Annotated in this window: 11 protein-coding genes and 1 pseudogene; 9 read left to right on the forward strand and 3 right to left on the reverse strand. The window is 70.7% G+C overall.

Annotated elements, in window-relative coordinates:
* Nucleotides 1–25: 25 nt before the first annotated feature.
* Nucleotides 26–1,615: an ABC transporter substrate-binding protein gene (locus tag JXZ78_RS29690; RefSeq protein WP_030021483.1), complete on the forward strand. Its 1,590-nt coding sequence runs from the start codon at nucleotides 26–28 to the stop codon at nucleotides 1,613–1,615.
* A gap of 107 nt (nucleotides 1,616–1,722) precedes the next feature.
* Here the strand turns inward: JXZ78_RS29690 and JXZ78_RS29695 are convergent, their stop codons facing one another.
* On the reverse strand, nucleotides 1,723–2,394 hold the full coding sequence (locus tag JXZ78_RS29695) for a response regulator (protein ID WP_003981597.1): 672 nt from the start codon (nucleotides 2,392–2,394) through the stop codon (nucleotides 1,723–1,725).
* A gap of 13 nt (nucleotides 2,395–2,407) precedes the next feature.
* Nucleotides 2,408–3,355 (reverse strand): RecB family exonuclease, encoded by a 948-nt coding sequence (locus JXZ78_RS29700; protein WP_078624403.1) that lies wholly within the window; start codon nucleotides 3,353–3,355, stop codon nucleotides 2,408–2,410.
* A gap of 486 nt (nucleotides 3,356–3,841) precedes the next feature.
* On the opposite strand from JXZ78_RS29700, the gene JXZ78_RS29705 reads away from it, so the two are divergent.
* The 3 genes from JXZ78_RS29705 to JXZ78_RS29715 all read left to right on the forward strand — a co-directional run bounded on the left by JXZ78_RS29705 (nucleotide 3,842) and on the right by JXZ78_RS29715 (nucleotide 8,121).
* Complete coding sequence (locus JXZ78_RS29705) at nucleotides 3,842–5,152, forward strand: site-2 protease family protein (protein ID WP_030021485.1); 1,311 nt, start codon at nucleotides 3,842–3,844, stop codon at nucleotides 5,150–5,152.
* Nucleotides 5,153–6,386: 1,234 nt separating this feature from the next.
* Nucleotides 6,387–7,295: a tRNA (adenine-N1)-methyltransferase gene (locus JXZ78_RS29710; protein ID WP_003981600.1), complete on the forward strand. Its 909-nt coding sequence runs from the start codon at nucleotides 6,387–6,389 to the stop codon at nucleotides 7,293–7,295.
* Nucleotides 7,296–7,521: 226 nt separating this feature from the next.
* Nucleotides 7,522–8,121, forward strand: a complete 600-nt coding sequence (locus JXZ78_RS29715; RefSeq protein WP_030017427.1) for a hypothetical protein — start codon at nucleotides 7,522–7,524, stop codon at nucleotides 8,119–8,121.
* Between the two features lie 15 nt (nucleotides 8,122–8,136).
* Here JXZ78_RS29715 and JXZ78_RS29720 read toward each other — a convergent pair whose 3' ends face one another.
* The gene (locus JXZ78_RS29720; protein ID WP_030017428.1) at nucleotides 8,137–8,424 is read right to left on the reverse strand and encodes a ferredoxin; all 288 of its coding nucleotides are present in this window, start codon (nucleotides 8,422–8,424) and stop codon (nucleotides 8,137–8,139) included.
* Between the two features lie 241 nt (nucleotides 8,425–8,665).
* On the opposite strand from JXZ78_RS29720, the gene arc reads away from it, so the two are divergent.
* From arc to prcB, 5 genes and pseudogenes are all read left to right on the forward strand, one after another.
* Entirely contained in the window at nucleotides 8,666–10,432 is a 1,767-nt protein-coding gene (gene arc / locus JXZ78_RS29725; protein WP_030017429.1) for a proteasome ATPase, read from the forward strand.
* A 276-nt stretch (nucleotides 10,433–10,708) separates the two neighbouring features.
* Nucleotides 10,709–12,220, forward strand: coding sequence for a depupylase/deamidase Dop (gene dop, locus JXZ78_RS29730; protein ID WP_341865863.1), 1,512 nt, complete (start codon nucleotides 10,709–10,711; stop codon nucleotides 12,218–12,220).
* Between the two features lie 178 nt (nucleotides 12,221–12,398).
* The gene (locus JXZ78_RS29735; protein WP_030017432.1) at nucleotides 12,399–12,617 is read left to right on the forward strand and encodes a ubiquitin-like protein Pup; all 219 of its coding nucleotides are present in this window, start codon (nucleotides 12,399–12,401) and stop codon (nucleotides 12,615–12,617) included.
* A 277-nt stretch (nucleotides 12,618–12,894) separates the two neighbouring features.
* Nucleotides 12,895–13,073: pseudogene (locus tag JXZ78_RS29740) on the forward strand (endonuclease domain-containing protein); the annotation flags it as partial.
* On the forward strand, nucleotides 13,025–13,870 hold the full coding sequence (prcB, locus tag JXZ78_RS29745; protein ID WP_030017433.1) for a proteasome subunit beta: 846 nt from the start codon (nucleotides 13,025–13,027) through the stop codon (nucleotides 13,868–13,870). The pseudogene JXZ78_RS29740 and the gene prcB, both read left to right, overlap by 49 nt.
* Nucleotides 13,871–13,930 lie beyond the last annotated feature (60 nt).

Genomic DNA, 13,930 nt, shown 5'->3' on the forward strand with positions numbered 1-13,930 from the left:
CAGGACGACTGTGAGGAACACGCACGTGAGGAAACGCGACCAGTGGCTCGCCGCACCGCTGGGGGCAGGGCTCGTCGCCGCTCTGCTCAGCGGCTGCGGAACCGGCGAGGGCTCGGACGGCGGGAGCGGGGAGCCCGTGGTGATGGGCATGACCGACAAGGTCGTGTCCACCGACCCCGCCGCCGGCTACGACCCGGTCTCCTGGCTGCTGTTCAACAACGTCTTCCAGTCGTTGCTGAGCTTCCCCAAGGGCAGCACCACCCCCGAACCCGAGGCCGCCGACTCCTGCGGTTTCGTCGAGGGCGGCAGCACCGTCTACAAGTGCACCCTCAAGGACGGCCTGAAGTTCAGCAACGGCAACAGCCTCACCTCCGAGGACGTCAAGTTCTCCTTCGACCGGATCAAGCAGATCAACGACAAGCGCGGCCCCGCCGTGATGTTCGCCGGTCTGGAGAAGGTCGAGGCCCCCGACGCCCAGACCGTCGTCTTCCGCCTCAAGACCCCCGACGCGACCTTCCCCATGAAGATCGCCTCCGGTGCCGGCTCCATCGTCGACCACCGTGAGTACGCGCCCGACAAGCTGCGCACCGACGACAAGGCCGTCGGCTCCGGCGTCTACACCCTCAACGAGTACGACGCCTCCTCCCAGGCCGTCTTCGGCGTCAACAGCTCCTACAAGGGCCCCGCCAAGGTCAAGAACTCCGGCATGACCATGAAGTTCTTCACCAGCCAGGACACGCTGAAGAAGGCGGTCCAGGACGGTTCCATCGACATCGCCTACCGCGGTCTGGCCATGAAGGACATCGCCTCGCTGGACCAGGCGTCCGACAGCCAGACGCACGGCGTCCAGGTGGTCGAAGGCAAGAGCGCCGAGGTCATGCACCTGGTGTTCAACATGCGCGACCCGGTGGCCGGCAAGCTCGGTGTCCGCAAGGCCATCGCCTACCTGCTGGACCGCTCCACGCTCGTCCGCGACGTCTACAAGCGCACCGCCGAACCGCTGTACTCGATCGTGCCCGCCGGCATCACCGGCCACAACACGGCGTTCTTCTCCACCTACGGCGACCGGCCGCAGACCGACAAGGCCCTCGCCGCCCTGCGCGACGCCGGCTACAACAACAAGAAGGTGCCGCTCACCCTCTGGGCCACCCCCGTCCGCTACGGCCCCGGCACCGTCCCGGCCTTCCAGGAGATCGCCCAGCAGCTCAACGCCAGCGGCCTCTTCGACGCCAAGGTCAAGAGCGTGCCCATCGAGGAGTTCGAGCAGGGCGTGGAAGCCGGGAAGTACGGCGCCTACGTCAAGGGCTGGGTCCCCGACTACCCGGACCCCGACAACTTCACCCAGCCGTTCTTCGGCAAGGACAACGTCCTGCGCAACAACTACGACGCCAAGCGCATCACCTCGAAGCTGCTGCCCGGCACCGCCGGCCAGCCCGACCGGCAGGCGACCAAGACCGCCTTCCGCGAGGTGCAGGACATCGTCGCCGAGGACCTGCCGGTCATACCGGTGTGGCAGGGCAAGCAGTACGCCGTCGCCCGCCAGAACGTCGACGGCCTCCAGTGGACGCTGGACGCCACCACCGTCTTCCGCTTCTGGGAGCTGAAGAAGGGCTGACCCGCCCGCTACGGCAACGGCCCGGCCCGCCACCGCTCCTTCCGGGAGCGGGGCGGGCCGGGCCGTTCTCGCAGCCACCTCGGACGGGCGGCGCCGACGGGCCGGGACTACTGGGCCCCGGGACGCACCAGCCCGCTCTCGTACGCGTACACCGCGGCCTGCACCCGGTCCCGCAGCCCCAGCTTCGTCAGCACGTGCCCGACGTGCGTCTTGACCGTCGTCTCGCTCACGAACAGATCCGCGGCGATCTCCGCGTTCGACAGACCGCGCGCCACCAGCTTCAGCACCTCCACCTCCCGCTCGGTGAGGGTGTGCAGCGTGTCCGGCACCGGCTCCTCACCGGACGGCAGATGACCCGCGTACTTGTCCAGCAGACGACGCGTGATGCTCGGCGCGAGCATCGCCTCGCCCGCCGCCACCACCCGGATCGCCTGCACCAGCTCCTGGGCCGGCGCGTCCTTCAGCAGGAAGCCGCTGGCCCCCGCGCGCAGCGCCTCGACCACGTACTCGTCCAGATCGAAGGTGGTCAGCACCAGCACCTTCGCCGGACCGTCCTTCGCCGGCCCGGTGATCTGCCGGGTCGCCTCGACCCCGTCCATCCGCGGCATCCGGATGTCCATCAGCACCACGTCGGGCTGCAGCGCCCGCACCTGCTCCAGCGCCTGCAGACCGTCCCCGGCCTCGCCGACGACCGCGAGATCCTGCTCGGCCTCCAGGATCATCCGGAAACCGGTACGCAGCAGCGGCTGGTCGTCGACCAGCAGGACGCGGATTGCCACAGGGACTCCTTCGTTAGACCAGGTCCATTCTGCCCTGCCCCGCCCCGGACACCGCCACGGGGAGCGCCTGGCCGGGACCCGCGACCGGCAGCGGATACGGCGGGGGAGTACCGCCGAACTCCGGGCACACCGCCTGGTGGTCGCACCACCTGCACAGCTTCGTACGGCGCGGCCGCCAGTCACCGGTCTCCGTCGCCCGCTGGATGGCGTCCCACAGCGCCAGCAGCTTGCGCTCCACACCCCGCAGGTCGGCCTCGGTCGGGTCGTACGTCAGCACGTCACCACTGCCCAGGTACACCAGCTGCAACCGCCGCGGCACCCGGCCGCGCAGCCGCCACATCACCAGCGCGTAGAACTTCATCTGGAACAGCGGACCGTCGGCGTACTCCGGGCGGGGCGCCTTGCCGGTCTTGTAGTCGACGAGCCGCACCTCGCCCGTCGGCGCCACGTCCACCCGGTCGATGAAGCCGCGCAGCCGCAGCCCCGAGTCCAGCACCGTCTCCACGTACAGCTCGCGGTCGGCGGGCTCCAGACGCGTCGGGTCCTCCAGCGTGAACCACCGCTCCACCAGCGCCTCGGCGTCCGCCAGCCACGCCGCCAGCCGCTCACCCGACGGATCGTCCTCGAACAGCCCGGCCAGCTCGGGACGCTTCGCCAGCAGCTTCTCCCACTCACCCGGCACCATCGAGCGCGCACCGCCCGCCGTGCGCTGCGCCGCCGGGGCGTCGAAGAGGCGCTCCAGCACCGCGTGCACCACCGTGCCGCGCGTCGCCGCGGGGCTCGGCTTCTCCGGCAGCTTGTCGATCACACGGAAGCGGTACAGCAGCGGGCACTGCATGAAGTCGCCCGCCCGTGACGGTGAGAGGGCGACGGGACGGGCGGCGGGCGGGGGAGCGGGGGTACCGGTGGCTGTGTCCGTGCCGGCCGTGTCCGTGCCCGTGTCGGTGCCGGCCGTGTCCATACCAGCGTCCGTGGTGGCTCCGGCGGCGGTGGCCGGCCCGGCGTCCGGCACGGGAACGATGAGTGCGGCGGATGTCACAGCGAGGCCGCGCGCGCCGACCGCCTTGGGGTCGCCAGGCGCGCCGGGGGCGTCGCTCTCCCCGGCGGCTCCGGCGTCCGGGGCCGCCCCGGACGCCCCGCCCTGTCGGCCCACCGGGCCCAGCGGGCTCAGCGGGCCCGGTCGGCCCTGCCCGCCCTGTTCGCCCTGACCGCCGTCCGCGGCGTCCGGTCCGGCCTCTTCGGTGCTCGTTCCCATGACACCCGACCCTACGGCCCGCCACTGACAGCTACCGCGACCGAGGGATCACAATGGGAGACCGAGGCGGGGTGACGCGAAGCGCTCCGCATACCATCGACGCCAGACCCCTTCGCCCTGCATGATCGACATGCCGTACCGGACAGCACCCGGACGGACAGGAGCGAAGGCCGCAATCGACGAGGGGACGCCGTGGACGAGAGTGGGAAGCCGCAGGACCCTGAGGAGTCCGCGCACCACGGACCGCCCGACCCGCCCGGACCGTCCGACCCGGCCCGCGCCACCGGCCGTACGCGGCCGTCCGGGAACCGCCCCTCCGCGCAGCGCCCGGCCAAGGGCGGCCAGGGCAGGCGCACCGGCGGCGGCATCCTCATGGGCCGCCCCTTCGGGGTACCGGTCTACGTGGCCCCCAGCTGGTTCGTCGTCGCCGCCCTGATCACCTGGGTCTTCGGCGGCCAGCTCGAACGGATCCTGCCGGAGCTCGGCTCCGCCCGCTACCTCGTCTCGCTCTTCTTCGCCGTCGCCTTCTACGCCTCGGTGCTCGTCCACGAGCTGGCGCACACCGTCGCCGCGCTGCGCTTCAAGCTTCCCGTGCGCCGTATCCAGCTCCAGTTCTTCGGCGGCGTCTCCGAGATCGAGAAGGAGTCCGAGACACCCGGCCGCGAGTTCGTCCTGGCCTTCGTGGGCCCGCTGCTCTCGCTGGTCCTCGCGGGCGTCTTCTACGGCGGGATGAAGGTGGTCGAGCCCGGCACCGTACCCGGTGTGCTGCTCGCCGGACTGATGATCTCCAACCTCATCGTCGCTGTCTTCAACCTGCTGCCCGGCCTGCCGCTCGACGGCGGCCGGATGCTCCGCGCCGTCGTGTGGAAGCTCACCGGCAAGCCGATGACCGGCACCGTCGCCGCCGCCTGGGTCGGCCGCGCGCTCGCCGTCTCCGTCCTGATCGGCCTGCCGCTGCTCACCCACACCGGCGCCCTGGGCAACGCCCCCACCGACCTCGGCGGCGCCGACTCGATCACCGACGCGCTGCTCGCCGCGATCCTCGCCGCGATCATCTGGACCGGCGCGGGCAACAGCCTGCGCATGGCCCGCCTGCGCGAACGCCTCCCGGCCCTCCAGGCCCGCACGCTCACCCGGCGCGCGGTCCCGGTGGAGGCCGACACCCCGCTGTCCGAGGCCCTGCGCCGCGCCAACGACGCGGGCGCCCGCGCCCTGGTCGTCGTGGACCGGGTGGGCCGGCCCACCGCCGTGGTCCGCGAGACCGCCATCGTCGGCGTCCCCGAACACCGCCGCCCCTGGGTCGCCGTCAGTGGCCTCGCCCAGGACCTCAAGGACGGCATGCGGGTCTCCGCCGAACTGGCCGGCGAGGACCTTCTGGACTACCTGCGCGCCACCCCCGCCACCGAGTACCTGGTGGTCGAGGAGACCGGCGAGATCTACGGCGTCCTGTCCACCGCCGACGTCGAGCGCGCCTTCATGGCCGCCATGGCCCGCCCGTCCTGACCCCGCCGGCCGCAGGCTTCCCGTCCCCACCCGCGGGCACCAGCGGGTAAGCCTCCGCTGGCCGCAGGCTTCCCGTCCCCCACCCGCGGGCACCCGCGGGTAAGCCCCCGCCGGCCGCAGGCTTCCCGCCCCCACCCGCGGGCACCCGCGGGTAAGCCCTCGCCGGCCGCAGGCTTCACGGCCCCCACCCGCGGGCACCAGCGGGTAAGCCCTCGCCGGCCGCAGGCTTCCCGTCCCCCACACGCGGGTGAGCCCCCCCGCCAGCCTGGGTAAGCCCCTCGCCGGCCGCAGGCTTCCCGTCCCCACCCGCGGGCACCCGCGGGTAAGCCCCCGCCGGCCGCAGGCTTCACGGCCCCCACCCCTGGGTCCGGGGGGATGATCGCGTTCGATTCACCCCGTAGGGCGACCGTCCACGCCGCCCGGCCCGCCGCCCGGGTTCCGGGCCTGCCTCCCCGGGCCCCGCTCCGGGCCCTCACTCGGCCTGGCTCGGCGGCTTCGTGCTCGCCGCACTTGGGTAAACCCCCGCTGGGGGATGTTCGGGTTCCGCCCCGTATGGCGAGCGACTGCCCCGCGCTCCGCCCCCGGGCTCTGTCCCGGCCCCACTGGGCCTGGCTCGGCGGCTTCGTGCTCGCCGCACCTGGGTAGACCCCCGGTGGGGGATGTTCGTGTGCTGTCCCGTATGGCGGGCGGCTGCCACGAACGCGATCTCACCCCGTGCGGCGGACGACGGCCTGGGCCCTGCCCCGGCCCCTCTCGGCCGCTTGGTGCCCGCCCCACCTGGGTAAACCCCCGCTGGGGGACGTTCGTGTGTGCCCCGTATGGCGGGCAGACTGCCACGAATCCCAGGTCTCGCTCCGGCAGGCGACCGCCACGGGCCCCAGGCCTCACCTCACATGGGCAAGGCACCTGCCACGCGCCCCGGTCCCGCCCCGTACGCCGAGCGCTCGCCACGCACCCCGGCATGGCTCACCCCGTACGCCAAGCGACCGCACGCCAGACCCCACCCCGTACGCCGAGCGCCCGCCACGCACCCCGGCACGGCATCACCCCGTACGCCAAGCGCCCGCACGCGCCAGACCCCCCCGCACGCCGAGCGCCGCCACGCACCCCGCCCCACCGCCCCGGCCACGCCCCCACCCCGCCCGCCTCCGACCCGCCCTCCCGCCCCCGACCCGCACCCCCGCCCCCCACCACCCTGGTAAAGAGCACCCCCATCGCCCGGTACGCTGGTCACATGTCCGAACCGACCGGTGCCGCCCGCCGTCGCGGGCCCTTCAAGGTCGGGGACCAGGTCCAGCTCACCGATCCCAAGGGACGCCACTACACGTTCACGCTCGAAGAGGGCAAGAGCTTCCACACCCACAAGGGAGCCTTCCCCCACGACGAGCTGATCGGTGCTCCCGAGGGCAGTGTTGTCCGTACCACCGGGAACGTCGCCTACCTCGCGCTGCGCCCGCTGCTCCCCGACTATGTCCTGTCCATGCCCCGCGGTGCCGCCGTGGTCTACCCCAAGGACGCGGGGCAGATCCTGGCGATGGCCGACATCTTCCCCGGCGCCCGCGTCGTCGAGGCGGGGGTGGGGTCCGGCTCGCTCAGCAGCTTCCTGCTGCGCGCCATCGGCGACCAGGGCATGCTGCACAGCTACGAGCGGCGCGCCGACTTCGCCGAGATCGCCACGCAGAACGTCGAGCGGTACTTCGGCGGTCCGCACCCGGCGTGGACGCTCACCGTCGGTGACCTTCAGGACAACCTCTCCGACACCGACGTCGACCGGGTCATCCTGGACATGCTCGCTCCCTGGGAGTGCCTGGAGGCCGTCTCCAAGGCGCTCGTCCCGGGCGGCATCCTGTGCGCGTACGTGGCCACCACGACGCAGCTGGCCCGTACCGTCGAGGCCATCCGCGAGCACGGCACCTTCAACGAGCCGTCGGCCTGGGAGACCATGGTCCGCACCTGGCACGTCGAGGGCCTGGCCGTCCGCCCCGACCATCGCATGATCGGTCACACCGGCTTCCTGCTGACCGCCCGCCGTCTCGCGGACGGTGTCGAGCCGCCGCTGCGCCGCCGCCGCCCCGCCAAGGGCGCGTACGGCGAGGACTACTCCGGTCCCGGCAGCTCCAGCGGGGGCGCGGAGCGCGGCTGACCCGGCGCACGCCCCGGCGTAGCGCGGCCGACGCGCCTCGCACGCCCCCTCGAACCGTCCGGCGCCGCCGACCAGTTCCCGTCCCGCGGGAACCGTCGGCGGCGCCGTCGCGTTCAGCGGGTGGAGGCCTGGCGGGAAACCCCGCCCGAGTGTTCCCCGGCGGCCCGGCCTGTGGAACGATGCTGGGCACTCCCACCGCCACAGCTCTTCACAGGAGTTACCCCGCGTGCAGTTCACGGCCGGCCAGGACCTTCCGCACACCCGCACCCGCGCCCTGCACTGGCTCGCCACCGCTGCCGCCCTGGCCGCGGTCGTCGCGGCCGCGTCCTTCGTCCAGCCCCCCGATGCCACGGCCACGGCCACCACCGACGCCGCCTCCGCCGCCCGCGCGGCCGCCGCCCCGGCCCCGGACCCGCACGCCGCGTCCTATCCGGTGGACTGCGGCCCGAACCGCCTCGACGTGGTCGACAGCGCCACCGGCGACCTCGACGGCGACGGCAGCCCCGAGACCGTCGCCGTGGTGCGCTGCCACACCGAGACCGGCACCCCGCCCAGCGGCGTGTACGTCCTCAGCGGTCCCGCGGCGGGTAAGACGGGCCAGGGCGCCCCGCGGGTCGTCGCGACCCTTCTCGCGCCCGCACAGCAGCGCAGCGTGGACGGTTTCGCCGTACGCGACGGTGCGGTCGCCGCGACACTCCTGGGCTACTCCTCGACCGGCGTGCCGCGCTGCTGCCCGGACGTCCGCGTGCGGACCAAGTGGCAATGGAAAGGCGGGAAGTTCGTCCAGAGCGAACTTCCCGCCTCGTCCGACACCGAGGGTGTGTGATCGGTCACACGGTGACTACTCCGCGTCCGGGCCGTAGACCTCCACCCGGTCCGCTACGCGGCGTACGTGAATACAGTCGCCCGGGCATTCCTTGGCGGAGTCCCGTACGTCATTGAGCAGCGGCAGGGGGACGGGGGTGGTGGCCCCCTTGTCCTGGAGCAGCTCGTCGTCGGCGCTTTTCACATAAGCCAGACCGTCGATGTCGAGTTCGAAGACCTCCGGCGCGTACTGCGCACAGATGCCGTCGCCGGTGCAGAGGTCCTGGTCGATCCAGACCTCCAGTGCTTCGTCCTGCGCCGTCATCTCGCCTGCCGTTCCTGCGTACGTGAATCAAATGGGGCCCACCCTGACGGGTGTTGACCGTCTCGACGATACAACCGGTCGCTTTCTGATGTTGTTGGGTGGGTATCCCCCTGAGGTGAGGACGTGCGCAAGGGTGAAGATCGGACACACCCCGACAGTCTTTTCGATCTAGGGGTTTCAACCTGCACCGGCCCAGGTAGGGTCAGGAAGCGTCCAGCTCCCCTTGGAGGAGGTGAGGACCGTGGCAGCCCACGACGACGACATCAACCGCGGCATCCGGCCGGGGCGGGGGTCTGACGACCCTGCCGGCCAGGTTGCCTATCTTGAGCAGGAGATCGCCGTCCTGCGACGCAAGCTCGCCGACTCTCCGCGTCACACGAGGATTCTCGAAGAGCGGATCGTCGAGCTGCAGACCAACCTGGCCGGTGTTTCGGCACAGAACGAGCGACTCGCCAACACACTGCGCGAGGCGCGCGACCAGATCGTGGCCCTCAAGGAAGAGGTCGACCGGCTCGCGCAGCCGCCGGCCGGTTTCGGCGTCTTCCTGCAGGCGAACGAGGACGGCACGTCCGACATCTTCACCGGAGGCCGAAAACTCCGGGTGAACGTCAGTCCCAGCGTCGACCTCGACGAGCTCCGGCGTGGCCAGGAGGTCATGCTCAACGAGGCGCTCAACGTGGTCGAGGCCATGGAGTACGAGAACGCCGGGGACATCGTCACCCTCAAGGAGATCCTTGAGGACGGCGAGCGCGCCCTGGTCATCGGGCACACCGACGAGGAGCGGGTGGTGCGGCTCGCCGAGCCGCTGCTGGACATCAACATCCGCGCCGGCGACGCCCTGCTCCTGGAGCCCCGCTCCGGCTATGTCTACGAGGTCATTCCCAAGAGCGAGGTCGAGGAGCTCGTCCTCGAAGAGGTCCCGGACATCGACTACACGAAGATCGGCGGTCTGGGCGGCCAGATCGAACTGATCCGCGACGCGGTCGAGCTCCCGTACCTCTACCCCGACCTGTTCAAGGAGCACGAACTGCGCCCGCCCAAGGGCGTACTGCTCTACGGACCGCCCGGCTGCGGCAAGACGCTCATCGCCAAGGCCGTCGCCAACTCGCTCGCCAAGAAGGTCGCCGAGGTGACCGGCCAGCCCGCGGGGAAGAGCTTCTTCCTCAACATCAAGGGCCCCGAGCTGCTGAACAAGTACGTCGGTGAGACGGAGCGGCACATCCGCCTCGTCTTCCAGCGGGCCCGGGAGAAGGCGAGCGAGGGCACCCCCGTCATCGTCTTCTTCGACGAGATGGACTCCCTCTTCCGCACCCGCGGCTCCGGGGTCAGCTCGGACGTGGAGAACACCATCGTCCCGCAGCTGCTCTCCGAGATCGACGGCGTGGAGGGCCTGGAGAACGTCATCGTGATCGGCGCCTCCAACCGCGAGGACATGATCGACCCGGCCATCCTGCGCCCCGGCCGGCTGGACGTGAAGATCAAGATCGAGCGTCCGGACGCCGAGGCGGCCAAGGACATCTTCTCGAAGTACCTCACCGAGCGCCTGCCGCTGCACGCCGACGACCTCGGCGAGCACGGCGACTCCCGCAAGGCCGCGGTCAGCGCGATGATCCAGTCGGTCGTCGAGCAGATGTACGCGGAATCCGAGGAGAACCGCTTCCTGGAGGTCACCTACGCCAACGGTGACAAGGAAGTCCTGTACTTCAAGGACTTCAACTCCGGCGCAATGATCGAAAACATCGTCGGACGCGCCAAGAAGATGGCCATCAAGGCATTCCTCGAACACAACCAGAAGGGTCTTCGCGTCGCCCACCTGCTCCAGGCGTGCGTGGACGAGTTCAAGGAGAACGAGGACCTGCCCAACACCACCAACCCGGACGACTGGGCCCGCATCTCCGGCAAGAAGGGCGAGCGGATCGTTTACATCCGCACCCTGGTCACCGGCAAGCAGGGCGCGGACACCGGCCGCTCCATCGACACGGTGGCGAATACCGGCCAATACCTGTAACACCGCCGACCGGCTGCGGATGTCCTGCACGGGGCGTCCGCAGCCGGACGCATTTCCGGGACTCCGCGGGTGATCCCCGGAAGGCCGCGACGGAGCAGGTGAAAACCGGACTGGAGCAATGACTGTAATGATCTCCCCAGCGCCGCAAAGGCGTTCTAGGCTCTTCGGTACCGCCGCGTCGCGCACTGCGGAAGCGGGGGCCGCACACGGACCGGAAGCGCAGCGGTACTTGAGCGCCGACCCCATCCGGGGGCGCCGCCGGGCAAGGAGGGCCGCATGACCGTACGGCGAGTAATGGGAATCGAGACGGAGTACGGGATCTCCGTCCCCGGCCACCCGAACGCCAATGCCATGCTCACCTCGTCCCAGGTCGTCAACGCCTACGCGGCGGCGATGCACCGGGCGCGACGCGCCCGCTGGGACTTCGAGGAGGAGAACCCGCTGCGGGACGCCCGAGGCTTCGACCTCGCCCGCGAGAACGCCGACGCCAGCCAGCTCACCGACGAGGACATCGGGCTGGCCAATGTGATCCTCACCAACGGGGCACGTCTGTACGTCGACCACGCGCATCCGGAGTACAGCTCGCCGGAGGTCACCAATCCACGCGACGCGGTGCTGTGGGACAAGGCCGGGGAGCGCATCATGGCCGAGGCCGCCGAGCGCGCGGCCCAGGTCCCCGGCGCCCAGCCCATCCACCTCTACAAGAACAACACCGACAACAAGGGCGCCTCCTACGGCACGCACGAGAACTACCTGATGAAGCGGGAGACCCCGTTCTCGGACATCGTGCGGCACCTGACGCCCTTCTTCGTCTCCCGTCAGGTCTACGCCGGCGCCGGCCGGGTCGGCATCGGCCAGGACGGCCACGAGCACGGCTTCCAGATCAGTCAGCGGGCCGACTACTTCGAGGTCGAGGTCGGCCTGGAGACCACGCTCAAGCGGCCGATCATCAACACCCGCGACGAGCCGCACTCCGACGCCGAGAAGTACCGCAGGCTGCACGTGATCATCGGAGACGCGAACCTCTCCGAGATCTCCACGTATCTGAAGCTGGGCACCACCGCACTGGTCCTGTCCATGATCGAAGACGGGTTCATCGCCGTCGATCTCGCCGTCGACCAGCCCGTACGCGCCCTCCACCAGGTCTCCCACGACCCGACGCTGCGCCACCTGATCACCCTGCGCAGCGGCCGGACCCTGACCGCCGTACAACTCCAGATGGAGTACTTCGAGCTGGCGCGCAAGTACGTGGAGGACCGGCTCGGCGCGGACGCCGACGAGCAGACCAAGGACGTCCTGGCCCGCTGGGAGGACGTGCTGGGACGCCTGGAGCACGACCCGATGAGCCTGTCCGGTGAGCTGGACTGGGTGGCCAAGCGGGAGTTGATGGAGGGCTACCGGCGCCGGGACGGCGTGGAGTGGGACGCGGCCCGCCTCCACCTCGTCGACCTCCAGTACGCCGACGTACGGGCCGACAAGGGCCTCTACAACCGTCTCGCGGCCCGCGGCAAGATGAAGCGCCTGCTGACCGACGAGGAGGTCGCGCGGGCGGCCCAGGCGCCGCCGGAGGACACCCGGGCGTACTTCCGCGGCCGGTGCCTGGAGCAGTACGCGGACGACGTGGCGGCGGCCTCCTGGGACTCGGTGATCTTCGATCTGCCGGGCCGTGACTCGCTGCAACGGGTGCCGACGCTGGAGCCGCTGCGCGGGACGCGCAACCACGTCAAGGAACTCCTCGACCGGTGCCGTACGGCCGAGGACCTGGTGCGGGTCCTGTCCGGAGGGTGACCGCGGATTCGATCGGGCACGCGAACCGGGGCTGAAAGGTCCCCCGGCCGGGAATCATCGGGGTGACTCCCGGACGTTGTACGAAGACGACCGAGAACAGGGCCGATGTCAGACCTTCCTTGTAGGGTCTGATCTTGACAGTCACATCGAGCGGGGCGAACCGAGCGGGGTGAGGGACATGGCGACCAAGGACACCGGCGGCGGACAGCAGAAGGCGACGCGTTCGACCGAGGAGGCCGAGGAGCAGTCGCAGGACGCGCAGGCCGCGGACGATCTCAAGGAGCGGCAGGAGAAGCTGTCGGACGACGTCGACTCCGTGCTGGACGAGATCGACGACGTGCTCGAAGAGAACGCCGAGGATTTCGTGCGGTCGTTCGTGCAAAAGGGCGGACAGTAACGGATCGCCGGGTTCCGTCGGCAGCCGGTGCGCCGGAGGCGCGGGCGCGGCGGGCCACGGTCCGCGCACACCGCGCGGTCCGTGCGCACGGACCGGCGTGACGGTTCCCGGCTCCGGCTCCGGGGGCGCGCGGTCGCACAGGCTGCCGCGCGCTCCCGGACGTGCCGGTTCGCGCTCGGTGAGCGCGTGCGCACAGGCCGTCCCGGGCGCCGGCGCACGACCGCGGAGCCGGAAGGCGAAGGGCCGCCACCGCCGTCGTCCGGTCCGTTCCCGCGTGCATGTGGATCATGACCGCAGGACAGGTAAGGTCCGGGACGTACTGTGCTTCAGCTGCAACGCAGCGCTGGGCCAATTCAAGGATCGGCCGGACGTCTTGGGGCGGCGGCCGAATATCCGGAAGGAAACGTGTGGAAGCCAACACTCGTAACGCCGGGCATCTACCAGCTGCCTTCCTGACGTCCGGGTCCTCGTCGTTCATGGACTTCCTCGGGGAGCACTCGCCGGAGCTGCTGCCGGGCCGGCGTCCGCCGCTGCCCGTGCAGGGGACCATCGAGGCGCCGCACGGCACCACGATCGTCGCGGCGTCGTTCCCCGGCGGGGTGGTGCTCGCCGGTGACCGCCGCGCGACGATGGGCAACGTCATCGCGCAGCGCGACATCGAGAAGGTCTTTCCGGCCGACGAGTACTCGGCCGTCGGCATCGCCGGCACGGCCGGTCTCGCGGTCGAGATGGTCAAGCTCTTCCAGTTGGAGCTGGAGCACTTCGAGAAGGTCGAGGGCGCCCAACTCTCCCTGGAGGGCAAGGCGAACCGCCTCTCGACGATGATCCGCAGCAATCTCGGCATGGCCATGCAGGGCCTGGCCGTGGTGCCGCTGTTCGCCGGCTGGGACGTGGACCGCGAGAAGGGCCGGATCTTCTCGTACGACGTGACCGGCGGGCGCTCGGAGGAGCACGGCTTCGCCTCGACGGGCTCCGGCTCGGTCTTCGCGCGCGGCGCCCTCAAGAAGCTCTACCGCGAAGACCTCACGGAGAACCAGGCCGCCACGGCCGTGGTCCAGGCGCTGTACGACGCCGCGGACGACGACTCGGCGACCGGCGGCCCGGACCTGGCCCGCCGGATCTACCCGATCGTCACGGTGATCACCGACGAGGGCTTCAAGCGGTACACCGAGGCGGAGGTGTCGGAGATCGCCCGCGCCATCCACGAGCGGCGGCTCGACCAGCCCGACGGCCCGCGTGCCGCGCTGCTCTGAGGACGGGAGACCGTCATGCACGCGCCACTGAGAGAGTCATTGACAGAAAGGGACGGATAG

Origin of the sequence: Streptomyces monomycini (genome assembly GCF_022271435.1) — a bacterium.
Lineage (GTDB): Bacteria > Actinomycetota > Actinomycetes > Streptomycetales > Streptomycetaceae > Streptomyces > Streptomyces monomycini.

Coding starts and splice junctions, on each gene's coding strand:
- JXZ78_RS29735 (WP_030017432.1), top strand. CDS start 12,399: ATGGCGACCAAGGACACCGGCGGCGGACAGCAGAAGGCGACGCGTTCG.
- dop (WP_341865863.1), top strand. CDS start 10,709: ATGACCGTACGGCGAGTAATGGGAATCGAGACGGAGTACGGGATCTCC.
- JXZ78_RS29720 (WP_030017428.1), bottom strand. CDS start 8,424: ATGACGGCGCAGGACGAAGCACTGGAGGTCTGGATCGACCAGGACCTC.
- JXZ78_RS29700 (WP_078624403.1), bottom strand. CDS start 3,355: ATGGACACGGCCGGCACCGACACGGGCACGGACACGGCCGGCACGGAC.
- JXZ78_RS29710 (WP_003981600.1), top strand. CDS start 6,387: ATGTCCGAACCGACCGGTGCCGCCCGCCGTCGCGGGCCCTTCAAGGTC.